Below are 24,005 nucleotides of genomic sequence, written 5' to 3' on the forward strand. Positions count from 1 at the left end.
CGGCGGCGGGGGCCGCGCGGGGGGGGCGGGGTGGGTTGTGTCTTCCGGGGCGCCCCGCCCGCCCCCGGCGGGGGGCGCCCGGGCCCCCCCCCCGCCCCCCCCGGGGGGGGGGGGGGGGGGGGCGGGGCGCCCACGGCGGCGCCGCCGTCCCCTGAGGTGAAGGAAAGGGGACGGCGGCGCCAGTGTGGGGGGTGGTGCGTGGGGGGTGGCGTGCGGGGGAACAGGGGCGCGGGTCAGCCGCGCTGGCGGGCCGCCTTGCGGCGCGTGGTGGCGAAGACGACCGTGGCGCCCAGCGCCAGGACGGCCGCGCCGCCGATGGCGATCGGCGCGGTCGAGCCGTCGCCGCCGGTCTCGGCGAGCAGGTCGCCGGCGGCCTGCTGGTTGCCGGCCTGCTTGGTGACGGCCTCCTCGGCGGCGCCGCCGTTGGGGCGTGCGGCGTTGCCGGCGGTGCCGTCGGCCGCGGCCGCGTCGCCGCCGTGGCCCTTGTGGTGCGTGTGGTCGATGGTCGACTTGGCGGCGTCCGCGGCGATCTGCCGGTCGCTCGGGGCGGCGGCGGCCGGGCCGGCGGCGGCGCCCCGGCCCGTACCGCCCTTGCCGAAGACGACGTCGGAGCACGTGTAGAACGCCTCGGGGCTGTCCGAGCGCTGCCAGATGCTGTAGATCAGGTGGCGCCCCGACTTGGCGGGCACCTTGCCGCCGAAGACGTAGTCGCCGCCCGTCAGCTTCGGGTTGGTGACCTTGGCGAACGGCTTGGCCTCCAGGTCGGACCACTTGAGCGGCTTGGCGGGGTCGTAGCCGTCCTTGGTGATGTACAGCTCGAAGGAGCCGCGGTGCGGGGCGGTCGCCTTGTACCGGAAGGTGTGGTCGCCCGCCTTGAGGTTCGTGGACGGCCAGTCGGCCCGCGGCAGGTCCAGGCCCTTGTACTCGGGGCTGTTGGCGCTGCACAGCTTGCCGTCCGGGATGCGCTTCCTGGACTGGCCGCCCGCGTTGCCGTCCCGTACGCCGTTCCAGTCGTAGAGGGCCTGCGTGCCGCCGGCCGCGACCATCGCCTTGCAGGCGGCGGACTTCGGGTGCTCGGGGCCCTCGGCGAAGCAGGCGGAGATCCGGCTGACCGGGTCGGTCATCGAGCCGTGGGCGACGGCCGGGGTCGCGGTGAGCGCGGTGAGCACCAGCGGCGTGATCCCGGTCAGCGCGATCCCGGCGGCCTTGCGGCGAGCGGTCATCGTGGGGGTCTCCTTCGTCGGTCAGGGGGAGCGGCACCGCCCTGAGCGCTCGGGCCCGGCGGTGCGATCAGCACGCTAACCCCGCTGAGCAGCGATTTTGCGGCCGCAAGCCGGTTGGGGGCGATCTTTATGGCGCCGTTAAGGGAGATCTGAGGAGGGATTAAGCCCGGGCGCGGGGCGGGGCGGAAGGGGTGGGTGGCGGGGGCGCGGAACGTGCGGTCCGGGGTGCCGGGAGGGGCCATGGCGGCGCGGCGCGGCGCGAGTTGACAAGGTTAGGTATGCCTAACCTAATGTTCGGGATGTGAACGGAGCCGCAACCCCGAACGACGCCTGCGCGGGCCTGGTCCTCCTCGCCCGCAACCCCACCGACTCCGTGACGGAGGGGTTCCTGCCGGCCGCGGCCCGCCTCGGCCTCGCCGTGACCCTGCTGACCGACCAGCCGGACGCCCACCGGCAGGCGTACGAGCGGCACGCGGACGGGCGGCGCGCGGGCGGGCCGCCCGCCGGAGCGCCGCCGGAGATCGTGCCCTGCGACGTGCCGGACGCCCGCGAGGTGATCGCGCGGATCTCCGCGCGCGGCACGCGCTCCGGACCGCCCGCCGCCGTCTTCACCAACAGCGACCACCTCCAGGTCCAGGCCGCGCTGGCCGCCGACTACTTCGGGCTGCCCGGCAAGGACTGGCGGGCGGCGTTCCGTACGAAGAACAAGGCCGAGCTGCGCCGGAGCCTGGCCGTCGCCGGACTGGACACCGTCGCCTCCGCCGAACTGGCACCGGACGACGACCCGGCCGGCCACGGCGTCCCGTACCCCTGCGTCGTCAAGCCGCGCGAGGGAGTCGCGAGCGAGGACGTCTTCCTGGTCGCGGACGACGCCGAACTCGCCGCCAGGTGCCGCGAGATCAGGGCCGGGCGGCCCGGCGCCGCGCTGGTCGTGGAGGAGTACCTGGACGGCGCGCTGCACACCCTGGAAACCCTCGGCGACGGGCACATCCTGCACCCGCTCGCCGCCTTCCGTACGGACGTCTCGCCGCCCCCGCACTTCGTCGAGGAACGGCTGCGCCTGCTCCCCGCGCCACCGCAGCCCTGCACGGGCCAGGTGCTGGCGCAACTGCGCGCCCTCGGCGTCGGCTTCGGCGCCTGCCACACCGAATACGTGGACCAGGGCGGCCGCGCCCGGCTCATCGAGGTCAACTACCGCGCCATCGGCGACCGGTGCGACCTCGCCTTCGCGGAAGCCCTGGACCTGCCGCTCTTCGAACTGATCCTCCGCACACACCTGGGGGAACCACTGCCGGACCGCCTCGGCGCGCGGCGCGGCGTCCGGGTGCGGATGGAGTACGTCTGCGCCGACCGCGCCGGAGTGCTCAAGGCGGCTCCGGAGGCGCACGTACGGGAGGCGGGCGGCGTCCTCCTGGACTACCGGCCCTTACGGGAGACCGGCGAGCGGCACCCCCTGTACGGCACCAACCGCGACTTCCTCGGGGTGCTGCGGGCGACCGGCCGCGACGAGGGACGGATCGACGCGGCCGTACGGGAGTTCCTGGCCGCCCACTGTTGGGAGATCGTGCCGTGACGGCGGTGACGGGTGACGGGGTGCCGGGCACGACGCTGGGTGCCGCCCCGAGGGACGGCTACCCCGGCCGCCGGGAGGACCCCGAAGCGGAACTGATGCGGCGCGTGCTGAGCGCGCTGCTGCGCGAGGACGCGTACGGGCTGCGCCGCCGGGCCGGGCCGGTGCGCAGGGCCGACGGCGACTGGCTGCGGCTGCGCCTCCCGGACGGCCCGGCGCTGCTCCCGGTCGAGGCCGACGGCTTCCAGTGCGAGATCGCCGCCCGTACGGGAGAACTGGAACGCCCCGACGGCACCCGTGCGGTGGGCGTCGACGGAGTGCTGGGGCTGCTGCGCCCCGCGGTGGCCCCCGAGGACCTGCCGGGCTTCGACGCCTTCGCAGGCGAGTGCCGCCAGGCCCTGGCCACGGCCCGGATGCAGGCGGCGGAGCGCGCGGAGGTGGTCGCCCGGCTCGGCCCGCACGCGGGCGGCGGCGCGTACGGCACCGGCGACGGCGACCGGGCCTGGTGCGGCCCCGGCGGCGCGCTGGACTACGACACGCTCGCCGCCTACCGCGACCACCCCGTGTACCCCGCCGGCCGGGCCCGCATCGGCCTGGAGGAGCACCAGATCCGCGCCTACGCGCCGGAATTCGCGCCCGGCTTCGCGCTGCGCTGGCTGGCCCTCCCGTACGAGCACGTCAACGGCGACCCGGCGGCGCTGCCCCACTGGTGGCCCGCCCCCGGGGACCTGGGCCTGCCCCGGCTGGACGGCAGCCACCTCGCCCTGCCCGTCCACCCGCTCACCGCGGACGGGCCGCTGGCCGAAGCGCTGCGCGACCGCGGCCTCGAAGGCGGCGCGCACCTCGCGGGACGCGCGTGGCTGCGGGTGCGGCCGACCCTGTCGATGCGGACCGTCGCCGTCGCCGACGACCCGTACACCCACCTCAAACTTCCCCTCGCCACCGCCACCCTGGGCCGCCTCAACCGGCGCGGCATGAAACCCGGCACGCTCGTGGACGGCGCGGTGGGCCAGCGGCTGCTGGAAGCCGTCGTCGCCCGCCACCCGCGCTTCGCCGAGACCGTGCTCCTCGCCGACGAGGCCACGCACCTGGACGCCGGGCACGACCTGCTGGCCGCCCTGGTGCGCCGCTACCCCAAGGGAAGCGGCGACGCCGCGGCCGCGTGCGGGGGCGCCGACGGGCTGAACGGGGCGCGGAGCCTGCGCGGCCTGCGCGGGTCGAGCGGCCTGAGAGGCGCGCGGGTGGTGCCGGTGGCCGCGCTCGCGGCCCGGATGCCGGACGGTTCCCTGGTCGCCGACGACCTCGCCCGCCGCTTCTACGGCGGCGACCTGTACGCCTTCCTGGACGCCTACCTGACCCTCCTCCTGGACTGGCACACCACCCTCTTCGCGTACGGCATCGCGCTGGAGTCGCACCAGCAGAACACCTCGGTCGTCCTGGACGAGGTCGCCGGGCACCCCCGCCTGCGCCTGCTGCTCAAGGACAACGACGGGCCGCGGGTGAACGCCGTACGGCTGGCCGCCGTCCTGGGCGGGGACGCCGCCGACCTGTGCGGATTCGACGACCGGCGCATCCTGGTGGGCAGCGACGGGCCGGTCGCGGACGTCTTCGCCACCATCACCGTCCACCTGTGCGCCGGAGCCCTCGCCTTCGAACTGGCCCGGCTCGGCCGCGCGCCGCTGCCGGTGCTGCTCGGGCAGCTCAGGGCCCGGCTGACGGAGGCCGTCGACCGGCTGGACGGCGCGCCCGGAGCGGCCGCCGCCGTGCTGCGCACCCGCGTCCTGGACGCCCGCAGGCTCCCCGTCAAAGCCATGCTCACCGCCGGCAGCCTGCTCACGAAGCGGCGGTCCGGCGCGACGGACGTCAACAAGCACTACGTCACCGGCCCGAACTACCTGGCGCCGGGCCGCTGACGGCCGCCGCGCCCCGCAGGCCCCGTGTGACGCGCCGGACCCCGCCGTCCCCCTTCCGTCCCCTCGCTGGAGTCCCCGCATGCCCCTCGCCCCCACCCGCGCGGCCGACGCGGACCGCACGGTCCCGCTCCCGGCCGACGAACCCGTCGCGCACACCCTGCTCAACTGCCTGCTGCGGGAGATCTGCGGCCCGGAACAGCAGACCGCCGTGGACGGCGCGTACCTGCTGCTGCGGCTGCCGCGCTGCGGCGAACTGCTCCGCATCGGGCTGCGCCGCACCTCGCTGACCGGGGCCCACCGCTTCCGCGGACCCGCCGGGCGGTGGAGCGACGGCGGCTGGCGCGAACTGGGCTGGCAGGAACTGGCCGACTGCGCGCAGCGCGAGCTGGAACTGCGCACCGGAGTACGGAACGAGGAATTCCGCGCGCAGGTCGCGTCGAGCCACGCCGGCGTCACCGCGGGCCTGCGCCACGCCGCGGGCCCCGGACACCCGCCGGGCGGCACCGGCCCCGACGCCCGCTACCTGCGCTCCGAACAGTCACTGCTGTTCGGCCACCGGTTCCACCCCACGCCCAAGTCCCGCACCGGCAGCGCCGAGGACTGGGCCCGGTACGCACCCGAGGCCGGAGCCCGCTTCCCGCTGCGCCACCTGGCCGTACGCGCCGGCCTGGTACGCCAGGAGGCCGCCTCGCCCGGCGCACTGGCGGCGCTGGACCGGCAGGGCGACGCGCCCGACGGGTACCGGCTGCTGCCCGCGCACCCCTGGCAGTACGCCATGCTCCGCGACCACCCCGCCCTCCGGGCCGCCGTGCGGCGCGGGGACGTGCTCGACCTGGGGGAGCGCGGCACGCACTTCGCGCCCACCGCGTCCGTCCGCACGCTCTACGACGGCCGGGACTTCCTCAAGTTCAGCCTCCACGTGCGGATCACCAACTGCGTACGCAAGAACGCCGACTACGAACTGCGCGGCGCCGTCGCCCTCACCCGCCACCTGGAACCGGCCGCCACCGCGCTCGCCGCCCGCTTCCCCGGCTGCGACCTGCTGCGCGAACCCGGATACCGCACCGTGGACACGGGCGACCGGGAGCTGGCCGAAGGGCTCGGCGTCATCGTGCGGGAAGGGCTGGGGGCACGGCTGCTGCCCGGGACCACCCCGCTGCTGGCCGCCGCCGTCGCCGACGAACACCCGGCGAGCGACGCCCAGGTCGGCGAGCTGCTGCGCGGCGCGGGCCCGGTGGCGGCGCTGGGCTGGTGGGACGCGTACCTCTCGCTGCTCGTACCGCCCGTACTGGCCGCCTACTTCGACCACGGCGTCGTCCTCGAACCGCACCTCCAGAACGTCGTGCTCGGCGTGGACGCCGCCGGCACGCCCGCACAGGTCCTCTTCCGTGACCTGGAGGGCACCAAACTGCTGCCGGAACCGCACGCCGCGTTCCTCGCCGGACTGCCGGCGGAGGTGGCGCGCCCCCTCGTGTACACACCCGAGCGCGGCTGGGACCGGGTCGTCTACTGCCTCCTCGTCAACCACCTGGCCGAGACGGCCGCCGCCCTCGCCGACCGGCACCCGGCGCTCGAAGGCGAGCTGTGGCGCGCCGTACGCGGAGTGCTCCGCGAGCGGAGCGCCGCGCACGGCGAACCGGCGGAACTGCGCGCCCTGCTGGCCGGCGCGCCGCTGCCCGCCAAGGCCAACCTGCTGGCCCGGTGGGGGCGCGCCGCGGACCGGGAGGCGGGGTACGTACGGATCGCCTCGCCGGTCGGCCCCGGCGGCCCGGACGGTACGGTGGCCGGCGGCCCGGCCGCGTCCCGCCTCCTCCCCGGCCCCCGGGCCGCCGCCTACCGCCTCCGGAGTACGACATGATCACGGAGCTGGCCGTACGCCATCTCGACACCCTCACGGCAAGCCACCCCGGCCCCGGCGGACCGCTGCCCGCCTACGTCTACGACCTGGCCGACCTCGCCGCCCACGCGGCCGCCGTACGCGCCGCCCTGCCGCCGCGCGTCGAGCTGTACTACGCGGCCAAGGCCAACCCCGACCCGCGCCTGCTGCGGGCGCTGGCCCCGTACGCCGACGGCTGCGAGGTCTCCTCGGGAGGCGAGGCCGCACACGTGCGCGCGGCCGTGCCCGCGCTGCCCCTGGCGTTCGGCGGGCCGGGAAAGACCGAGGCGGAGCTGCGGTCGGCCCTCGACCTGGGCGTGGAGCGGTTCCACATAGAAAGCGAGCACGAACTCCGGATGCTCACCGCGCTCGCCACCGAAGCCGGCCGGCGCGCGGACGTCCTGCTCCGTGTCAACCTGTCCCTCGGCGCGGCGGCCACGGCAGGCGCCGCCCTCGCCATGGGCGGCCTGGCCACCCCCTTCGGCCTCGACCCCGCCCGCGCAGAGCACTGCCTGCCGCTGCTCTGCGACGGCCCGCTGCGCCTGCGCGGCATCCACGCCCACCTGGCCAGCGGCCTGGACGCGCCCGCCCAACTGGCCCTCGCCGCCCGCATCACCGACTGGGCCCGGCACTTCGCCGCCCGGCACGGCCACTCCCTGTGCGAAGTCGGCCTGGGCGGCGGCATGGCGGTCGACTACGAATGCCCGCACACCCGCTTCGACTGGGCGGCCTACGGCACCGGCCTCGCCGACCTGGCCGACCGCTACCCCGAGTTCACCCTGCGCATCGAACCGGGCCGGGCGCTGACCGCGTACTGCGGCTGGTACGTGACCGAGGTGCTGGACGTGAAGCACAGCCACGGCGAGGCGTTCGCCGTACTGCGCGGCGGCACCCACCACCTGCGCACCCCGGCAGCCAAGGGCCACGACCACCCCTTCGTCGTCCTGCCGGTCGACGAGTGGACCAGACCCTGGCCGCGGCCGGGCGCGCACGACCAGCCGGTCACCCTCGCCGGACAGCTGTGCACCCCGAAGGACGTACTGGCCCGCCGGGTCCCGGTGGCCCACCTGCGCGCCGGCGACCGGGTCGCCTTCGCCCTGGCCGGCGCGTACGCCTGGAACATCTCCCACCACGACTTCCTGATGCACCCGGAGCCGGGGTTCCACTACGTGGGCGGACCCGGCCCGGCGGCCGTGCCCGACGGCACGCGGAGCGGCGCCGCCTTCCGCGCGCGGCGCCGCCCCTGACCCGGTCAGATGTCCAGTTCGCTTTCGATGCGCCGGAGCTGGTGCCGGGCCATGGCGAGGTTGGACCGCTCCTTGTCGAGCGCCAGGTAGAGGAACAGCCCGCTGCTGTTGCGGGACTTGAGCAGCCGGATGAGGTGGTACTGCGTGCCGAGGGTGATCAGGATGTCCTCGATCTCGTCCTTGAGGCCGAGCATGTCCATGGTGCGGACCTTGGCGCGCACCACGTCGGTGTTGCCGGCGGTGGCGACGGACAGATCGAGGTCCTTGCCGCCGCCCAGGGTGCCGAGCGCCATGCCGCTTCCGTAGTCCACCAGGGCCACGCCCAGGGAACCCTCGATGCCGGTCATCGCTTCTTTGAGGGCGGTCTCTGTGTTGATCATGGGAGTCGCACTTGCCTTTCGTCCTTGCGGGGAGCGGGGGGTGGTCCGGTTCATGGTCTGGAGTTCTCCTGTTGTTCCGGCGCGCCATCGATCAGCGCGCTGATGCGGGTGCTGGACCGGAGCGCTTCCAGGCGCAGCCGGCCGACGTTGGCCTGCGGGGCCGTCACCAGGACCAGCGCGGCCGAGCGGCCCGCGGTGTAGGCGCCCACCCAGCCGTGGTCCGCGCGGACCAGGAGTTCGCGGGCGGTGCCGTGCCCGGCCGCCGCGGCCAGGCGCAGGGCGGTCCGCAGCGCCTCCGCGGCGCGGGGACCCAGGTGGTGCGGATGCTCGCCGGAGATATCCCTGGCCAGCACCCGGCCGTCGTCGCCGACGACCAGTGCCCCGGTGACCTGCGCGACACAGGCCCGCAGCCGCTCCAGTTCACCGACGAGCTCGGCCTCTGTCGCCATGACGTGCTTCCTTCCGAACAGGCGACGCGATACACGCTTCACGGCGGTGCTCCGCCGACGACGGAGCGGGGTGACTTCACAGACGGGCCTCCAGTGCGTCACGGACGCGCCGCAGCAAGGCGACGTCGGGCGGCTCCGGAGGGCCCGGCGCCCGTGGGCGCGTGCCGCCCGGGGCGCCGGGCGGGCAGCCGCCGGGAGGCGGGGGCGAGGGGCGGGGGCCGAGCAGGCCGGCGACGGCGAGACGCCGTACCTCCAGGAGGACGTGGAAGGCCGGCCGCCCCAGTTCGCGGGCGATGGCGCCCGCGGTGCGCGTCCCGTCGGCCAGGTCCAGCACGGCTTCCAGCCGCGCCGGAACCCGCAGGCCCGCCGCCGGCCGGCGCACGACGGGTGCGGTGTCGATGTCCGGCCCCGGCCACCGGGCGTCCAGCAGCCGCCTGCGCCGCCATGTCTCCCGCAGTACCCGCTCCGCCTCGACGGAGCGCGGATGGCCGCCCCCCTCCCGTACGAAGCCGTGCTGGAAGCGCGTCGGGCGGCTGTGCGGAGCCAGGACGAAGAACGCCGCGTCGAAGAGGGCGGTCAGCCACCACACCTCGGCCTGGCTCACGGACAGCAGCCCCTCCTTGACCAGGCGGCTGGGTACGTGGTCGGGGACCCCCGCCCGTCCGAGCGCCTCGTCCCACGCGGCCTGCGGCACCCGCCCCTTCGCGGTGAGCAGGACCTCCAGCCCGGGGGCCGCCGGGCTCTCGGCGTGCACGACCCGGCCGTCCACCAGATAGAGCGAGCCGGGGCCGCACTGGAGCGCGCCGGTGGCGCGCTCCGCGGCCAGGCGCGACAGCATCGAGGGGCGGGGAGGCAGGGCGGGCGGCGCCGCCAGCGGTGCGGTGCTCATGTCAAGGCCAGCTGTCCGGCCACGCCCTCCAGGCGCAGGCGCGCCAGGGCGAGATTGCCGGACGTACGGTCGAGCCACAGGTGCAGGAGCACGCTGTGCTCCGCGGTGGGGTTCACGAAGCGCACCAAGTGATAACCGCTGCGGGTGGTGACGATCAGGTCCTCGACCGGCGGGACGGGTACGGGGCCGGGGCCCTCGGCGAACATGGAGGCCCCCATCACCAGCCGGGCCAGCTCGGCCGCTTCGGCGGCCGTCGCCTCGGGCCCGCCCATGGCCTGTTCGCCGGCCGACTCCAGCGCGAACCCGCACGTCCAGTCCACGAGCGCGGCGCCCCGTGCGCCGGGCACGTTCATGGTCTCCAACAGGCTCACAACGATACCGGGCACGCGAACTCCCTCTCCTGACACGCCGGTCGGCGCTCCCGGCTTCCCGGGCGAGGAGGAGGTTACGCAGACGGCCGGGCCCAACAGGGCCGCTGGCACTTTCCCTTGGAACTTGTCCCGCATCCGCAGGAGTGTGCTCGGGGTTGTTCGGTTCCTGACAGGATCCGGAGTATCCGGCGGACGCCGCACCCCGTGGACACCGGGCCGCCTACGCGTCCGTGCCCGCGACGTCCCTGACGCAGTGCCAGTCGCCGGCGAAACGGCGGTAGCCGAACGCGGTGTTGATGGCGAGCATGGGGGCGTTGGCGGCGTCGTTGGCCGTGAACGCCTCCGTGCAGCCGGCGTCGCGGGCGCGGCGCAGGGAGGCGGCCTTGGCCAGTTTGGCCAGCCCGCGGCCGCGGTGAGCACGGCGGGTGCCGGTCCCCTGAGACCCGTAACGGCCCTGCCCGTCCGTCCTGGCCACGCTGAACGCGGCGACCTCGCCGTCCACGGTCACCACCGTGGTCAGGTCCAGGTCCGTGTCCGGATGCTCCCAGAACTGGACGATCCAGTCCTCGTAGGTCATCGCGTCGACGGTCAGCTCGTCCGGCTCGTCGGCCGTCGCCTCGGCGTCCGCCTCGAACAGCGGACGGGGGTCGGCCCCGAAGTCGGCGGCGGTGCGCAGCTCCACCCCGGGCGGCAGGGTGCCGGGCAGCGGCGGCAGCGCGGCGCGGGCGAGGTCGAGACGGAGGTAGTGGCCCTGCCGCAGGCGGCGGTAGCCGCGGCGTTCGGCGAAGGCCGGCGAGCGGGAGTCGTCCTGGGCGTAAGCGTGGAGACGGGTGGCGCCCAGACCGGCCACATGGTCCTCGGCGGCGGCCAGCAGGGCACTGCCGATGCCCCGCCCGAGGTGGTCCGGGTCCACCAGGGGCGCCACGACGCCCTGCCCCGGCGTACTGCTGTCGTGCCTGACGAAGGTCTTCGCCGCGCCGACGACACGGCCGGCCGTCTCGGCGACGAACACCCGCAACTGCCGGGCGGCGGGCGCCTCGGCGACTTCCCAGGCGACGGACTGCGGGGTGGCGATCGCATAAGGCAGCGCGCGACGCCGCACGTCACAGACGTCTCTGGCGTCGGAGCGGCGGAAGGGGCGCACGGTGACAGTCATCAGCGGGCACGGTACGCCCGGCGGCGGCGCGCCGCCTCCGAATATCGGGGGAGCGCGGTCCGGGCGCGTGATCCGGCGTGCGCCCCCTACCGCGGCGCGACGCGGGCGGACCCTGCGGACACGGCGGTCGCCCCTGGCGCACAATGGGTGTGACCCACCCCTCGCGTCCCCCGCAGCCCTCGTACCAGGAGAGCCACCGTGGCCGTCCAGCAAGCGCCGCCCCTGCGGCTGACCATCGACCCGGACGCGGCGGACGCGCCGTTCGAACAGGTCCGCGCCCAGATCGCCGGCCAGGCCCGCGCCGGCGGCCTGCCCGTCGGCCGCAAACTGCCCACCGTACGCGGCCTCGCCGAACAACTCGGGCTGGCCGCCAACACCGTGGCCAAGGCCTACCGCGCCCTGGAGACGGACGGCGTGATCGAGACACGCGGGCGCAACGGCACCTTCGTCGCGGCGGCCGGCGAGGCCGCCGACAGGGAAGCCGCGGCCGCCGCCGACACGTACGCGCGGCGCGCCCGGCGGCTCGGCCTGGACCACGCCGCCGCCCTCGCGGCCGTCACGGACGCCCTGCGCGCCGCCTATGGCGAGGACGCCTGACGGAGCACGCACCGGGACCGCTTCCCCCAAGTCCGTTTTGATCATGATGTGCGTCCATGGTTCCGTTCTGCGTGGACCAGATCCAGAACGCCGGTTACAAGGTCGGCCCGAAGACCCGGCACGCCTGCCAGACCGGGGTCACGAGCCAGAAGAAGTGCGAGAAGGAGTTCAAGGCCCTCGGCGTGCGCGCCAACGTCGCCAACGTCGCCTGCCGGGTCGCCGGCAAGCGGCCGTAACGACACGACCACACCGGGCGCGCACGCAGCCGCGCCCGTTCCCGCCCCGCATGAGCCGCACGGCGGCCCGTGCGGGGCGGCGGTCGTTCGAGTGACCGCGGTGGCTCCGGCCCGGCGGAAATCCGGTTGACCGGGGTGGCGCGGCGCGGGCTAGCTTCGTGTATGGCCGAGATTCAGGGTTTTTACGACGATCTCTTCACCGCGGTGCCCGAGGCGCTGGCCGCGTTGCTGGACGCCGGGGACGCGGGCGCCTCGGCGGCGGTCTTCGTGGACGGCGAGCCGGTGGTGGACATCTGGGGAGGGTGCGCCGACGCGGACCGCACGGTCCCGTGGCGGCGCGACACGATCACCGGCGTGTGGTCCGTCACCAAGACGATGACGGCGCTGTGCGCCCTCGTGCTGGCCGACCGCGGCGACCTCGACATGGACGCTCCGGTGGCCCGGTACTGGCCGGAGTTCGCCGCGGCGGGCAAGGGCGGGGTGCTGGTGCGGCACCTGCTCGCGCACACCGCGGGCCTGCCCGACTGGGACGGGCCGGTCGAGGAGCTCTACGACTGGCCGTCCGCCACGGCGCGGCTCGCCGCGCAGGCTCCGCGGTGGGAGCCGGGCACCGCGGCCGGGTACCACTCGCTGACCCAGGGGTTTCTCGTGGGCGAGGTGGTGCGCCGGATCACGGGCCGCAGCGTGGGCGGGTTCCTCGCGGACGAGGTGGCCGGGCCGCTGGGCGCGGACTTCCACATCGGGCTGTCCGCCGAACACGACCACCGGGTCGCGTCCTCGGTCCCGCCGCCGTCGCGGGACGAGGACTACCTCGCGAGCGCGCCCGGCAAGACCGCGGCTCCCACGGCCGGGACGGGGATCCGGGTCCGCGACGGGAACAGCGTCGCCTGGCGCCGCGCGCAGATCCCCGCGGCGAGTGGGTTCGGCAACGCCCGCTCGGTCGCTCTCGTGCAGTCGGTGATGGCGTGCGGGGGAGCCGTGCGCGGGGTGCGGCTGCTGTCGCAGGCGGGCCGCGACCGCGCGTGGGAGGAGCAGTTCCGCGGCGAGGACCGCGTCCTGGGCATGCCGATGTGCTACGGCCTGGGCTACGGCCTGTTCGGCAGCACCTACGGCTGGGGCGGCTGGGGCGGTTCGCTGGTCATGATCGAGCCCGACACCCGCACGGTGGTGGCGTACGTGACGAACCAGATGCGCGAGCCCGGGGACGACAACCGCGGTCTGGAGGTCGGGATGGCCGCCTACGACGGGGTCAAGGCCCTCAGGGCGGGGCACTAGCGTGACCGGCAGGAAGGCCCTCGTCCGCCGTCCGGGGCCGCGCCTTGCCGACGGGATCGTCACCCACGTCGAACGGCGCCCGGTCGACCCGGACCGGGCGCTGGACCAGTGGGAGGAGTACTACAGGTACAGCCCCGCGTCGGCCCCCGGGTCCTGGGCCGGCACCGAGGCGGGGCGGGTGCCGCGCCGCAGGGCGTACAGCTCGGCGAGGGTCGCGCCGTCGCGGCCGACCCCCTCCTCCCTGCCGAGCCAGCCGACCGCCTCGGCGCGGGTCAGCGGGCCGACCTCGATGCGGGCCAGGCAGCGGCCGGGGCGTACCACCGCGGGGTGCATCCGCTCCAGGTCCTCGTTGGTCGTCACGCCGACCAGGACGTTGCGGCCCTGGCCCAGCAGCCCGTCCGTCAGGTTCAGCAGCCGGGACAGCGCCTGTCCCGCCGTGTGCTTGGCCTCGCCGCGGATCAGCTCGTCGCAGTCCTCCAGGAGGAGGAGCCGCCAGCGGCCCTTGCCCGCCACGTCGTCCTCGCCGATCGCGATGTCCATCAGGTAGCCGACGTCGTTGAACAGGCGCTCCGGGTCCAGAACGCAGTCGACCTGGCACCAGTCGCGCCAGGAGCGGGCGAGGGTGCGCAGCGCGGACGTCTTGCCCGTACCGGGCGGGCCGTGCAGCAACAGCAGCCGCCCGGCGATCTCCTCCGGCGCGACCTTCATCAGCCGCTCCAGGGCACCGGCCACCGGAGCGGTGTAGTTGGGGCGGATCTCGTCCCACGTGCCGGCCGAGATCTGCCGGGTCGTGCGGTGCGGGCCGCGCCGGGGGGAGAAGTACCAGAAGCCCATCGGGACGTTCTCCGGCTGCGGTTCGGGCTCGTCCTCCGCGCCGTCGGCCGACTGGCCCAGCACCTTCTCGGCCAGCTCGTCGGTGGTGGCCGTGACGGTCACGTCCGCGCCGCGGTTCCACCGCGACACCAGCAGGGTGAAGCCGTCGCCCTCGGCGAGGGTGGCGCTGCGGTCCTCGTCGCGCGCGGAGCGCAGCACCTTGGCGCCGGGCGGCAGCAGCGTCAGCCCGGCCCTGACCCGGTCCACCGAGCGGCTGCGCGCGTACGGCTGCTCGCCGTTGGCGAAACGCCCCAGGAACAGGGCGTCGACGACATCGGACGGCGAGTCGCTGTCGTCCATGTTCAGGCGGATGGGAAGGGACTCCTCGGCGGCGGACGGCTGGACGTGGTCGGCACACATGCCCGCCATGATCCGCCAATACCGGCCGCCGCGTACACGGAATATCCGTGCGGCCCCCACTCCTTTCCGAATCTTGGGGAAAGGCGCCGGGCCCGGCCGGGCCCCGGCACTTAGCGGGAAACGGGCCGTGCGGCCCGCGAAGCTGGCTAGGCTGGCCCGTTGTGGGACGTCATGGTGGGGAACGTCACGGTGGGGAACGGCAGGGCGGCCGCGGGTACCGCAACCGGTGGCGGGGCACGGCCCTGCTGGCGACGGGCGTGGCGGCGCTGGCGATGGCCCTGGTGATGTGCGGCTTCCCGCCGGAGGGCGGGGGCGGGCCGCGGTCGGGTTCCTCGCGCGCGGCCGAGGTGGGCTGGGGGTTCACGCACACCGAGTACAGCGCGGACACCGGCAACAAGACGGCCACGGCCAGCGCCGACCGGCTGCTGTCGGAGGCCCCGATGCCGCAGAACCAGCACATCATGGGCTGGGGCGCGCAGAACCCCGAGCCGAGCCCCGGCAGTTCCGATTTCAAGGAGCTGGACAGCCGCGTCGGCCTGATCCGGCGGACCGGCGGCACGCCCGTGCTGACGCTGTGCTGCGCCCCGGACTGGATGAAGGGCGGCAAGGCGGGGGAAACGGACTGGAGCACGCTGGAGAAGGCGCCGAGTCCGCAGCATTACGAGGACTTCGCCAAGCTGGTCGGCACCGTCGCCCGCCGTTACCCCGACATCCGCCATTTCGTCGTCTGGAACGAATTGAAGGGCTTTTTCGACGAGGCCAAGAACCGCTGGAACTACGAGGGGTACACCCGCCTGTACAACCTTGTTTACCAGGAACTGAAAAAGGTGAACCCCGACAACCAGGTGGGCGGCCCGTACGCGGTCATGGACAGCCACGCGCCCGGCGACGACACGTACGCCTCCGACGTCAAGGGCCCCTGGGGCAGCCTCGACCAGCGGGCCGTCGACGCCGTCGAGTACTGGAACGAGCACAAGGCGGGCGCGGACTTCGTCGTCGTCGACGGGTCCAGCTACACCAAGGACGACCGGTACGTGCCCGGCGAGTTCGCCGCGACCCGCAAGTTCGCCGACATCGGGCGCTGGCTCCGCAAGCAGACCGGGCTGCCGCTGTGGTGGGCGGAGTGGTACGTCGAGGTCGCCGACGCCAACGACGACCGCAACGGCTGGAGCGAGCCGCGCCGGACCGCCGTCCAGGCGAGCGCCCTGATCTCCATGGCCGAGGGCGGGGCCACCAGCGGCTTCTACTGGAACCCGCAGAACGAGGGCGCCGACTGCCCCGGCTGTCTGTGGCGCAGCACCCAACTGCCCGGCGGCGGGAGCAAGCTGCCCATGATGGACCTGCTGTCCCGCTTCTCCCGCGCGTTCCCGCCCGGCACCTCCTACGAGAGCGTGGACGTGACCTCCGGCGACCGCGCCGGCCTCCGGGTCCTGGCCGACCGCCGGACCGCCCTGGTCGTGAACACGCTCGGCCGGCCCGTCGAGGCGCGGGTGGACGGGCAGAACGTCACCCTGGACGCGTACGGGATCCGGTGGCTGGACCGGTCGTGACGCCCGGGGCCGGGGGCCGCCGGGGCGGCGGCACCCGGCCGCTCAGGACATCGACACGAAGCGCTGGACCAGGGCCACCAGGAACACCAGCATCAGGGGGAGCGAGAACCAGAAGGACGCCTGCATCCAGCGGAGTTTGCGTACGCTCGGCGCCACGGCCACGCGTACCGCCTCGCGCGCCGCGAGCAGCAGGATCAGGGCACCGGCCGCCAGGGCGCCGATGACCGACCACGGCGTCCAGGTGATGCGCGGGCCGGCCGGTCCCGGGGCCGGCTCGGCCACCGGGCCCGGTGGCTGCTGTTTGAGCGCGTACAGCGCCGCGTGCGCGTTGCTCATCACGCGGCGCAGTTCGGGCCGCTGGTCGAGGGCGGCGCGCAGCCGCTGCTCCCAGGAGGCGGCGTAGCCCGAGCCCAGGCGCAGGGACTCCGCCTGGCTGCGGTTGACCATGAAGTACGAGTTGGGACCGGCGTCCCGCAGGGCCTTGACGAGGGCGTCGACCAGGACCGGGTCGCGCGGCGCCGGTACGGGCACGTACTGCACCCGTTCCATGTCCTTCGCGCCCCACGGCATGGCCGGGGTGACGTCGTTGACGGTGTCGTTGGACGGCCACAGCAGCCGAGCGGTGGGCCGGTCGTGGGCGTAGACGTAGTCCATCGCGGCCACCTCGCCGGGCCGGACGCGCTCGAACGGCTCGTTGCCCCAGCGGACCACCAGGAAGCCGGTGATCAGCACCACGCCCGTCAGCAGGGCGGCGAGCGGGCCCAGGCCGCGGCGGGTGCCGGCGGCGCGCGGGAAGAGCGCCAGCGCACCGAGGACGCAGGCGCCGGGCAGCGCGAACATGAAGACCCGCAGCGCCATCTCGCCACCGTAGGACTGCATGCCGAAGGCGAGGAACGGTACGAAGGTCAGCACCAGCAGGGAGCGTTCGGAGAAGCCGGCGGCGCGCCGCCGCAGCACGCCCCAGCAGGCCAGCGCGAGCACCCCGCCGGCCAGTGCCACCCGCGCGTACAGCACCAGCTTGTGGGTGCTGTCGCCGCCGATGCGGCCGGAGACCGATGAGGAGACGTTTCCGCCGATGCCGCCGACCCCGCCGAACAGCTCGTCGAAGTGGCCCGACCAGTACGGCTCGGCGAGGAACCCGATCCAGACCACGGCCACGACGCCGAACAGCAGCGGCAGCCCGTACAGGGATGTACGGCGCAGCAGCACCAGGAACGTCAGCACGCCCAGCATCACGAACGGCGTGAGCTGGTGGCCCGCCACGGACGCCAGGAACAGCGCCGCCAGCACCGCCAGCAGCGCCGCCCGCTGTCCGCGCCCGGCCGGAGCCACCTCGGCCTCGCCGGGCCAGCGCTTGCCGCGCAGCACCCGCGGGTCGCGGAACCACACCAGCAGGATCGCGACGAAGACCAGGTAGAGCAGGTAGGTGAAGCCCTGCGGGGAGAAGTAGTCCTGGCCGACCCAGCCGCACAGCGCGAACAGCCACGCCGCGCTCCACTTCGCCCGCCAGCTCGCCCGTACGGCCTTGAGCAGCAGGAGCACCGGGGCGAGGTAGAGGAGCTGGATGGCCGGCGGCCACCAGCGCAGCACCTCGGTGAAGTCCGTGACGCCGCACGCCTCGGCGACGAACTGGGCTGCGGCGAAGAAGCCGGGCCAGCTCCAGCGCGCGTCCAGGTCCGGCACCGCCACGCCGGTCCGGTTGATGTAGTCCAGGAAGCCCAGGTGCTGCCAGGCCGTCGGGAAGCGCGGTTCGGCCTCCAGGACGGCGGGCAGCGCGTGCAGGGCCACCACGGTCAGGACCAGTACGGCCGCCAGGAGGACGTGGCGCGGCCGGGACAGCCACAGGGCCGATGCGAAGGCCAGCACCAGCAGCACGGCGCCCACCAGCGTCGCCGCGGGCAGCACGCTGATCAGCCCGAGCCCGCCCATCCGGTCCAGGTCGGCGTCGCCCATGCCGCGCAGCGGCAGCCAGAACAGGATCACGGCGGCGGCCAGCAGGGCCCAGACGCCGAGGTCAGGGCGGCGGCCGAGGCGGGCGGCGAGCCGGGCCCCGGGTGTGGTCAAGGCCGCCAGGCGGGCGGCGGGCGGGGCGGTGGTGGACGCGGCAGGGGGAGCGGACGCGGCCGCGGGCACCGGCGCGGGCGCCGGCGCGGATGCCTCCGGCTCCTTGCGGAAGCGCGGCGGCAGCGGCGCTTCCTCCTGCTCCGTGTCGCTGTCGTCGTCGCCCTTCGCCCAGGACGGGCCCACCGCCGGCGGCCGGACGTCCGGCCTGCGCTCCATGTGCTCGAAGTCCACGTGCAGGCCCAGCGGCACCGTGTCGACGTCCCGCAGCGTGCGCTCCGCCCAACTGGGCCGGTGCGCCTCCGTACCGGCCGTGGCGCCCGCCTCCTGCGCGGTGCGGCCGGGCGGCACGGGGGCGCCGGGCGCCCGCACGTCGCCCAGGTCACCGTTGACGGCGAGGTCCGCCAGGTCGCCGTCCGGGGCCAGCCCTTCGGCGGGGGCCCGCGTCAGGGGAGCGGAGGGGTGGCCCTTGAGGATGCGGTACAGCTTGACGGAGGCGATCGAGACGATCACGGACAGGCTGGAGATCTCGGCGACGCCCGCACCGGTCAGCCCCATGCGCGGCAGCAGCAGCACCGTCAGGCCGAGCACCAGCACGCACAACAGGCCCTGTATGTACGCCAGACCCGACGTACGGCTCTGCGCGCGCAGGACCGCGAAGTAGACCTCCATGACGACGCGCAGCGCGGCGCCCACCGCGAACCAGCGCAGCAGCGGGGTGGCGGCATCCGCGTACCCCGCGCCGAAGACGCGCAGGATGTACGGCGCGCAGACGAACAGGAAGAGACAGACCGGGATCATGATCCGGGCCATCCGGCGCAGCGCCGCCCGGGTGTTCTCCGCCAGCCGCGCCGGGTCGTGCGAGCCCTCCACGGTCAGCGAGGCGCCCATGTTGATGGCGAGCAGGTTGACCGTGCCGCCGATGGTGGTCGTGATGTAGAAGTACGCGTTGTCGGTGGAGCTGACCTGGGAGGCGACCAGCACCGGCACCAGGTAGACGACGGCCAGCGAGAAGAGCGAGCCCGTGTAGTCACCGGCCAGGAAGCGCCCCATCTCGCGCAGCGACGGCGGCCGGGCGGTGCGTTCGGTGGCCTGCACGTGCCGGGGCACCAGCCGCCGGAAGACCAGCCAGCCCAGCGGCAGCACGGACACCCCGATGGCGGCCACCCAGGAGACGAAGACGCCCGCCGTCGGTATCGCCGCGGCGAACGCGACCAGCAGCGCCAGCTTGACCGTGGAGAACACCAGGTTGCCCACCGGCACCCACAGGGCGCTGCGCAGCCCGGTCAGCACGCCGTCCTGGAGGGTCAGCACCGACCAGGCGATCACGGCGACGACGAACCCGAGCCCGTGCAGCGGCCCGTGGAGGAACCGGTACGAGGGGCCCCAGAGGTTCAGCGTGAGCAGGAAGACCGTCGCGGCGAGCGCGACGACCACCGAACTGCCCAGGTAGGTGCGCCGGACCAGCCGCCCGGTGGTCCGGCCCGCGATCGGGATGTAGCGGGCCAGCGCGCCGGTCAGCGTCAGCGAGGTGAGGCCCGCCAGCAGCTTCATCGCGGCGATGGCCGCCGAGCCCTGGCCGACCGCCGACTCCGTGTAGTACCGGGCCGCGACCAGCCAGAACCCCAGGCCGAGCAGCCCGGAGATGCCGGTGTTCAGCATCAGCGCGTAGGCGTTGCGGAACAGCTGGCTGCCCCCGCCGCCGTCCTTCGCGCCGGGGAACCGGCCGCCGAACAGGCGCTTGCGCCCGCCCCCGGCCGGTTCCCGCTCCGTACGCTGCTCGGTCCGGGTGGACGTGTCAGACACGGCTTCCGCGCACCTTCCCCACTGCCTTGGCAGCCTGACGGGTCCTGCGGACCACGGCGTATCCCTTGGTGAGCGCCCGCTCCCTGGCGAAGTAGCGCCCGACGGCGCGGCCTTCCACCAGCCGCTCGAACTCCTCGGTGCCGGTGTTGCGCCGTACCGTCAGCCGGGTCAGCGCGTACGGGCCCTGGCAGCGCCCCGCCAGGGCGTTGTTCACCGCCAGCGACTGCCGGAAGCCCGCGCCGCGCACCGCCCGCCGCACCCGCCGGCTGGAATGGCCGTACGGGTACGCGAAGGACACCGGCGGCGTGCCCAGCTCGTCGGCGACGATCTGCTTGCAGCGCGAGACCTCGAACCACAGGCGGTCGTCGGAGATCTGGTCCAGCTGCGGGTGGGCGTGGCTGTGCCCCCCGATCTCCACCCCGGCGGCGGCCAGTTCCCGCGTCTGGTCCCAGTCGAGCATGGTGTCCAGGCCGCCCCCGGTGTCGTACGGGCCGCGCAGCCAGCCCGTGGAGACGAAGAGGGTGGCCGCGAAGCCGTGCTTGGTCAGGGCGGGCAGGGCGTGCCGGTGGACGCCGTCGTAGCCGTCGTCGAAGGTGATCAGCACCGGCCGTGCGGGCAGCGGCCGGCCGCCCCGCCACGCCGCCCCCAGCTGGGCGGTGGTCAGCGGGGTGAAGCCGCGGTCGTCCAGCACCGCCATCTGCTCGGCGAACGCCTCCGGGCTGACCGACAGGTCGAGCGCGGCCGGCGCGGGCGCGTGCGCGACCGCGTGGTACATCAGGATCGGCACCACACACGGTGTCGTCATGCGACCGCCCCCTCACTCCCCGCAGACGAAGACTCGCCGCGGGCGCGGGCAGTTGCACCGTCCGGCGCCCCGGCCGGTCCGCCGGTGCCCGCGAGCCGCCCGCGGTCGCGCAGCGCCCGTACCCTGCCGAGCGCGTAGCCGTACGTGGTGGAGGCCACGCCCGCCACGATCGCGCCCGCCCGGCCGGCGCCGCCGGGCCGCCGCAGCAGCGTGTCCCGCACGCCGCGCGCGACCCCGGCGGGCAGCACCCGGGTCGCGTAGCGGCGCTCCGCCGACAGCCCGTCCCGCGCACCCACGCTGCGTGCCACCAGTGCCTTGGACAGCCCTTCGGCGTACGTACGGGACCGGAAGTAGGCGAAGCGCTCGCGGCCGGCGGGCACCCGGTGGTGGATCACCGACCGGTCGTCGAGCAGCAGGACGGCTTCCGGTACCGCGCGGGAGAGCCGGATGCACAGTTCGGTCTCCTCGCAGCCCAGCGGCCGCTTGCCGCGGTCGCGACCGATGTGGGTGGCGAACCCGCCCACGGCCTCGAACGCCTCCTTGCGGAAGGAGGCGTTGCCGCCCAGCACGTTGCGCACGCGGACGGTGTGCGGGCGCCCGGCGCCGCCGTCCGCGGGGAACAGGCCCAGGTAGGCGCAGCCCACCACCCAGTCGAACTCCTCGGGGAACCACGCGGGCCGGCGCCCCGAGGACCACACCGGCTCGGTCCGGCCGCCGACCGCCATCACCTTCGGGTCGGCGTAGTTCTCGGCGAAGTGCAGCAGCCAGTCGCGTTCGGCCACCGCGTCGTCGTCGAGGAAGGCGATCACCTCGCCGGTGGCCTCGGCGATGCCGGTGTTGCGCCCGGCGGACAGCCCGCGCGGCCCCGCGTTGGCCAGGACGCGCAGGGACGCGGGCCACTCGGGTGACGCGAAATGAGCCCTGAGCCGCGTGAGCAGCGCCGGATTGTGGTCGACCACGAGCAGCGTCTCGTGAGCCGGGTGGGACTGGTCGCGCACCGAGGCCGCCGCGGCGAGGATGTCACCCCAGCGGTCCTCGGTGTATGCGCAGACGACGACGGAGACGCGGACGCTCAAGACGCCTCTCCCGAGATCACGGACGGGCGGGCGGGACGCTTGTGGCGCGTGCTGCGCTCACGCAGTATCACCTTCAGCACCCGGAACCCGTCCCGCACGGCGCGCAGGTTGCTCACGCCGTGGATGCGGTTGTACTCGTGGCTCGGTATCTCCTGGACCCGCAGGCCGGCCTTGACGACGCGGATGTTCATCAGCGTCTCGACCTCGAACCCGGCGCAGTCCAGGGCGATCTCGTCCAGGCAGTGCCGCCAGAACGCGTTGTAGCCGTAGCACAGGTCGGTGTAGCGGGCGCCGAACTTGGCGTTGACGACGGTGGTCAGCACCCGGTTGCCCAGCTTGCGCACCGGCGTCATGTCGTCGGTGCCGCCGCCGTTGGCGAACCGCGAGCCCTTGGCGAAATCCGCGCCCCCCACCAGCGCGGAGACATAGCTGACGATCTCCGCGCCATCGGCCGAGCCGTCCGCGTCGACCATCACGATGATGTCGCCGGTGCACGCCGCGAACCCGCTGATCAGGGCATCGCCCTTGCCCTTGCCGCGCTGCTCGACGACCTTGACCTCCGGCCACAGCTCGCGCGCGACCCGGACGGTGTCGTCGGTGGAATTCCCGTCCACCAGCACCACTTCGTGTATCCACTCCGGAAGTGTCTTGAAGACGTACGGGAGGTTCTCCGCCTCGTTCATGGCGGGAATCACCACACTGACCGGCGGAGCGATGGCCAGGTGTGAGGAAACGGGACGGTATTGCGCTTCGGAGACCAGCGACAACGGCTTTTTATCCGTTTCCGCGGGGCGAAGGGATGAACTCATGAGTCTTTTTCCCTCTCGTCCGGTGGACCGCCCACCCCCGGGCGGCCCGGATGGGTATCCGGTTCGAAAGGGGGGTTCACACCCCGCTCATGACGGCAGAGATCTTTTCGCCGTGCGAACAGGGCGAGCTGGCATGCGTGTTTCCGGCCGCGCGGCTCGTGTCCCGATGATCGACGCGGTGATCGTCACGTGAAGATCGAGCACGGCACCCCCCTACCGCGCCCCGCCCCGGGCCCCCTCGCGACGCTTGAGCCCTCCCCTAGTGCCGCTTTGCATGACGGGCCGGTGCGGGTGGATGTACGACGGTATTGATGACTGGGACTCTATGGCAATACCTCGACCTCGCATCCCGTTTGGCATCATTGGCGAATATGGAGCGGTGCCTTCCTCAACCTCCCGAGCGGATCCGGCCCATCCGTTTGAGAAGACGATCAGCAGGCTCGAACAATTCCGGCCTGGACACCACCGTGTTGCGCAAGGCCCGTACCGGGACGCGATGTGCCCGATGGCCCAGGGCCACCGGGTGGCGCCGTGCCACCCACCCTTCCGACACCGTCAGTTCACGGGTCTTGAGACAGTCCTTGTACTGCTTTTCACCGCGCCCCAGGTCGACATAGGCCAACCCGTCGGCGGCGGCCCCCTCGGCCATGTGCAGGTGCAGCGTCAGGCCGGGCGAGAACTTCGCGTACGCCGGGTCGTAGGCCGGGAACCAGCAGCAGAGCACCCGCTCGGAACGGATGCCGAAGTGCGCGGCGACCGGCTGCTCGCCGGCGTAGAGCACCGACAGCTGCCCGGCGAAGGACGCGGTGCGGGTGTGGAAGAGCTGGTTGACGAGCTGGACGATCCAGGGGTGCGCGAAGCGGTCGCTGCGCCCCGTCCTGCGGTACTGCGCCGACTTCCAGTCGAGCAGCCGGCGCAGCATCACCGGGTCCCGCTCGTCGTGCACGTACCGCACGGGGCCGATGTCCCGCCCCAGTTTGCGCCCCTTGGTCAGGGTCCTGCGGATGAACTTCGGGGACTGCTCCCGCAGCCGCGCCATGTACGCGTCGAACCCCTGGTCCACGTCGACGACGGGGGAGGGGAAGCTGCGCAGCGACGCCGTCTCGAAGGGCTTCTGGCCCTCCACCAGGTGGTCGAACTCCAGCACCGCCAGGCCGCAGGCCCGCAGCAGTTCACGCGGGTCCCACTGGAAGCCGGGACGGTGCACCAGCCCCTGGGCGTCCGACACCCCCAGCCCGATCGCCCGCCCGACGCCCAGCGCCGAGCGCTGGAAGGGCAGGAAAGCGGCCGGCTCGCCGTCCTCGCGGATCACCGCGATCCGCACCCCGCGCCGGCAGCGGCCGACGGCGAGCGCGAACTCGGGGGCGAGAAAAGGATTCGCCAGCTGCGGTGTCCCCAGCAGATGGGCCTGGGACTGCACGGTGCTCCACGCCGCCCGATCGGTGCCGTTCAACTCGCCCGTGCGGTACACGCTGATGTCCAC

20 protein-coding genes and 1 pseudogene are annotated in these 24,005 nt (G+C 74.1%); 9 read left to right on the forward strand and 12 right to left on the reverse strand.

The features are described 5' to 3' along the window. Positions 1 to 233 precede the first annotated feature (233 nt). On the reverse strand, positions 234 to 1,223 hold the full coding sequence (locus tag ACH4OW_RS02885; RefSeq protein ID WP_398024466.1) for a lytic polysaccharide monooxygenase: 990 nt from the start codon (positions 1,221 to 1,223) through the stop codon (positions 234 to 236). A gap of 301 nt (positions 1,224 to 1,524) precedes the next feature. On the opposite strand from ACH4OW_RS02885, the gene ACH4OW_RS02890 reads away from it, so the two are divergent. The 4 genes from ACH4OW_RS02890 to ACH4OW_RS02905 all read left to right on the forward strand — a co-directional run bounded on the left by ACH4OW_RS02890 (position 1,525) and on the right by ACH4OW_RS02905 (position 7,829). Beyond that, on the forward strand, positions 1,525 to 2,796 hold the full coding sequence (locus ACH4OW_RS02890) for an acetyl-CoA carboxylase biotin carboxylase subunit family protein (RefSeq protein ID WP_398024469.1): 1,272 nt from the start codon (positions 1,525 to 1,527) through the stop codon (positions 2,794 to 2,796). 95 nt (positions 2,797 to 2,891) lie between these two features. Next, the gene (locus tag ACH4OW_RS02895) at positions 2,892 to 4,706 is read left to right on the forward strand and encodes an IucA/IucC family protein (protein ID WP_360128408.1); all 1,815 of its coding nucleotides are present in this window, start codon (positions 2,892 to 2,894) and stop codon (positions 4,704 to 4,706) included. Positions 4,707 to 4,785: 79 nt separating this feature from the next. Next, positions 4,786 to 6,564, forward strand: coding sequence for an IucA/IucC family protein (locus ACH4OW_RS02900; protein ID WP_398024471.1), 1,779 nt, complete (start codon positions 4,786 to 4,788; stop codon positions 6,562 to 6,564). After that, positions 6,561 to 7,829 (forward strand): type III PLP-dependent enzyme, encoded by a 1,269-nt coding sequence (locus tag ACH4OW_RS02905; RefSeq protein WP_398024473.1) that lies wholly within the window; start codon positions 6,561 to 6,563, stop codon positions 7,827 to 7,829. Before ACH4OW_RS02900 ends, ACH4OW_RS02905 begins: the two co-directional genes overlap by 4 nt. A gap of 5 nt (positions 7,830 to 7,834) precedes the next feature. Here ACH4OW_RS02905 and ACH4OW_RS02910 read toward each other — a convergent pair whose 3' ends face one another. The 5 genes from ACH4OW_RS02910 to ACH4OW_RS02930 all read right to left on the reverse strand — a co-directional run bounded on the left by ACH4OW_RS02910 (position 7,835) and on the right by ACH4OW_RS02930 (position 11,074). Next, the gene (locus ACH4OW_RS02910; protein WP_360128321.1) at positions 7,835 to 8,209 is read right to left on the reverse strand and encodes a hypothetical protein; all 375 of its coding nucleotides are present in this window, start codon (positions 8,207 to 8,209) and stop codon (positions 7,835 to 7,837) included. 50 nt (positions 8,210 to 8,259) lie between these two features. Then, the gene (locus ACH4OW_RS02915; protein ID WP_398024475.1) at positions 8,260 to 8,658 is read right to left on the reverse strand and encodes a roadblock/LC7 domain-containing protein; all 399 of its coding nucleotides are present in this window, start codon (positions 8,656 to 8,658) and stop codon (positions 8,260 to 8,262) included. A gap of 76 nt (positions 8,659 to 8,734) precedes the next feature. Next, positions 8,735 to 9,547 (reverse strand): transcriptional regulator, encoded by an 813-nt coding sequence (locus ACH4OW_RS02920; protein ID WP_360128315.1) that lies wholly within the window; start codon positions 9,545 to 9,547, stop codon positions 8,735 to 8,737. After that, positions 9,544 to 9,933, reverse strand: a complete 390-nt coding sequence (locus ACH4OW_RS02925; RefSeq protein ID WP_360128312.1) for a hypothetical protein — start codon at positions 9,931 to 9,933, stop codon at positions 9,544 to 9,546. Before ACH4OW_RS02925 ends, ACH4OW_RS02920 begins: the two co-directional genes overlap by 4 nt. Before the next feature lie 205 nt (positions 9,934 to 10,138). Further along, positions 10,139 to 11,074 (reverse strand): GNAT family N-acetyltransferase, encoded by a 936-nt coding sequence (locus ACH4OW_RS02930; protein ID WP_398024478.1) that lies wholly within the window; start codon positions 11,072 to 11,074, stop codon positions 10,139 to 10,141. 198 nt (positions 11,075 to 11,272) lie between these two features. Between ACH4OW_RS02930 and ACH4OW_RS02935 the strand changes: the two genes are divergently transcribed. From ACH4OW_RS02935 to ACH4OW_RS02950, 4 genes and pseudogenes are all read left to right on the forward strand, one after another. Further along, positions 11,273 to 11,671, forward strand: coding sequence for a GntR family transcriptional regulator (locus tag ACH4OW_RS02935; protein WP_360128306.1), 399 nt, complete (start codon positions 11,273 to 11,275; stop codon positions 11,669 to 11,671). Positions 11,672 to 11,727: 56 nt separating this feature from the next. Then, positions 11,728 to 11,907 carry a hypothetical protein gene (locus tag ACH4OW_RS02940; protein ID WP_398024480.1) on the forward strand — a complete coding sequence of 60 codons (180 nt, stop codon included), beginning with the start codon at positions 11,728 to 11,730 and terminating at the stop codon, positions 11,905 to 11,907. Positions 11,908 to 12,069: 162 nt separating this feature from the next. Next, positions 12,070 to 13,182: a serine hydrolase domain-containing protein gene (locus ACH4OW_RS02945; protein ID WP_398024482.1), complete on the forward strand. Its 1,113-nt coding sequence runs from the start codon at positions 12,070 to 12,072 to the stop codon at positions 13,180 to 13,182. Position 13,183: 1 nt separating this feature from the next. Further along, positions 13,184 to 13,303 (forward strand): annotated as a pseudogene (locus ACH4OW_RS02950) (N(G),N(G)-dimethylarginine dimethylaminohydrolase); the annotation flags it as partial. Here ACH4OW_RS02950 and ACH4OW_RS02955 read toward each other — a convergent pair. Then, positions 13,303 to 14,415 (reverse strand): DUF5925 domain-containing protein, encoded by a 1,113-nt coding sequence (locus tag ACH4OW_RS02955; RefSeq protein ID WP_360128297.1) that lies wholly within the window; start codon positions 14,413 to 14,415, stop codon positions 13,303 to 13,305. The pseudogene ACH4OW_RS02950 and the gene ACH4OW_RS02955 overlap by 1 nt on opposite strands. A 161-nt stretch (positions 14,416 to 14,576) precedes the next feature. Between ACH4OW_RS02955 and ACH4OW_RS02960 the strand changes: the two genes are divergently transcribed. Further along, positions 14,577 to 15,965, forward strand: coding sequence for a xylan 1,4-beta-xylosidase (locus ACH4OW_RS02960; RefSeq protein ID WP_398024484.1), 1,389 nt, complete (start codon positions 14,577 to 14,579; stop codon positions 15,963 to 15,965). A gap of 42 nt (positions 15,966 to 16,007) precedes the next feature. Here ACH4OW_RS02960 and ACH4OW_RS02965 read toward each other — a convergent pair whose 3' ends face one another. The 5 genes from ACH4OW_RS02965 to ACH4OW_RS02985 form a co-directional block, all read right to left on the reverse strand. Further along, a complete protein-coding gene (locus tag ACH4OW_RS02965) occupies positions 16,008 to 19,832 on the reverse strand; it encodes a lipopolysaccharide biosynthesis protein (protein WP_398024486.1) in 3,825 nt (1,274 codons plus the stop codon). After that, entirely contained in the window at positions 19,825 to 20,637 is an 813-nt protein-coding gene (locus tag ACH4OW_RS02970) for a polysaccharide deacetylase family protein (protein WP_398024488.1), read from the reverse strand. The genes ACH4OW_RS02965 and ACH4OW_RS02970 overlap by 8 nt, the downstream gene beginning before the upstream one ends. After that, on the reverse strand, positions 20,634 to 21,713 hold the full coding sequence (locus tag ACH4OW_RS02975; protein ID WP_398024491.1) for a glycosyltransferase family 2 protein: 1,080 nt from the start codon (positions 21,711 to 21,713) through the stop codon (positions 20,634 to 20,636). Before ACH4OW_RS02975 ends, ACH4OW_RS02970 begins: the two co-directional genes overlap by 4 nt. Continuing rightward, positions 21,710 to 22,522: a glycosyltransferase family 2 protein gene (locus ACH4OW_RS02980; protein WP_360128285.1), complete on the reverse strand. Its 813-nt coding sequence runs from the start codon at positions 22,520 to 22,522 to the stop codon at positions 21,710 to 21,712. The genes ACH4OW_RS02975 and ACH4OW_RS02980 overlap by 4 nt, the downstream gene beginning before the upstream one ends. A gap of 388 nt (positions 22,523 to 22,910) precedes the next feature. Further along, positions 22,911 to 24,005, reverse strand: coding sequence for a GNAT family N-acetyltransferase (locus ACH4OW_RS02985; RefSeq protein ID WP_360128282.1), 1,095 nt, complete (start codon positions 24,003 to 24,005; stop codon positions 22,911 to 22,913).

The sequence above is a fragment of the Streptomyces sp. NPDC017056 genome, from assembly GCF_044332485.1.
Taxonomy (GTDB): Bacteria; Actinomycetota; Actinomycetes; order Streptomycetales; family Streptomycetaceae; genus Streptomyces.

Bases quoted from the DNA above. Each gene is read 5' to 3' on its own strand.
- ACH4OW_RS02945 (WP_398024482.1), top strand. From the start codon at position 12,070: ATGGCCGAGATTCAGGGTTTTTACGACGATCTCTTCACCGCGGTGCCC.
- ACH4OW_RS02900 (WP_398024471.1), top strand. From the start codon at position 4,786: ATGCCCCTCGCCCCCACCCGCGCGGCCGACGCGGACCGCACGGTCCCG.
- ACH4OW_RS02885 (WP_398024466.1), bottom strand. From the start codon at position 1,223: ATGACCGCTCGCCGCAAGGCCGCCGGGATCGCGCTGACCGGGATCACG.
- ACH4OW_RS02955 (WP_360128297.1), bottom strand. From the start codon at position 14,415: ATGTGTGCCGACCACGTCCAGCCGTCCGCCGCCGAGGAGTCCCTTCCC.
- ACH4OW_RS02905 (WP_398024473.1), top strand. From the start codon at position 6,561: ATGATCACGGAGCTGGCCGTACGCCATCTCGACACCCTCACGGCAAGC.
- ACH4OW_RS02920 (WP_360128315.1), bottom strand. From the start codon at position 9,547: ATGAGCACCGCACCGCTGGCGGCGCCGCCCGCCCTGCCTCCCCGCCCC.
- ACH4OW_RS02895 (WP_360128408.1), top strand. From the start codon at position 2,892: ATGCGGCGCGTGCTGAGCGCGCTGCTGCGCGAGGACGCGTACGGGCTG.
- ACH4OW_RS02930 (WP_398024478.1), bottom strand. From the start codon at position 11,074: ATGACTGTCACCGTGCGCCCCTTCCGCCGCTCCGACGCCAGAGACGTC.
- ACH4OW_RS02980 (WP_360128285.1), bottom strand. From the start codon at position 22,522: ATGAGTTCATCCCTTCGCCCCGCGGAAACGGATAAAAAGCCGTTGTCG.
- ACH4OW_RS02940 (WP_398024480.1), top strand. From the start codon at position 11,728: ATGGTTCCGTTCTGCGTGGACCAGATCCAGAACGCCGGTTACAAGGTC.
- ACH4OW_RS02910 (WP_360128321.1), bottom strand. From the start codon at position 8,209: ATGATCAACACAGAGACCGCCCTCAAAGAAGCGATGACCGGCATCGAG.
- ACH4OW_RS02970 (WP_398024488.1), bottom strand. From the start codon at position 20,637: ATGACGACACCGTGTGTGGTGCCGATCCTGATGTACCACGCGGTCGCG.
- ACH4OW_RS02915 (WP_398024475.1), bottom strand. From the start codon at position 8,658: ATGGCGACAGAGGCCGAGCTCGTCGGTGAACTGGAGCGGCTGCGGGCC.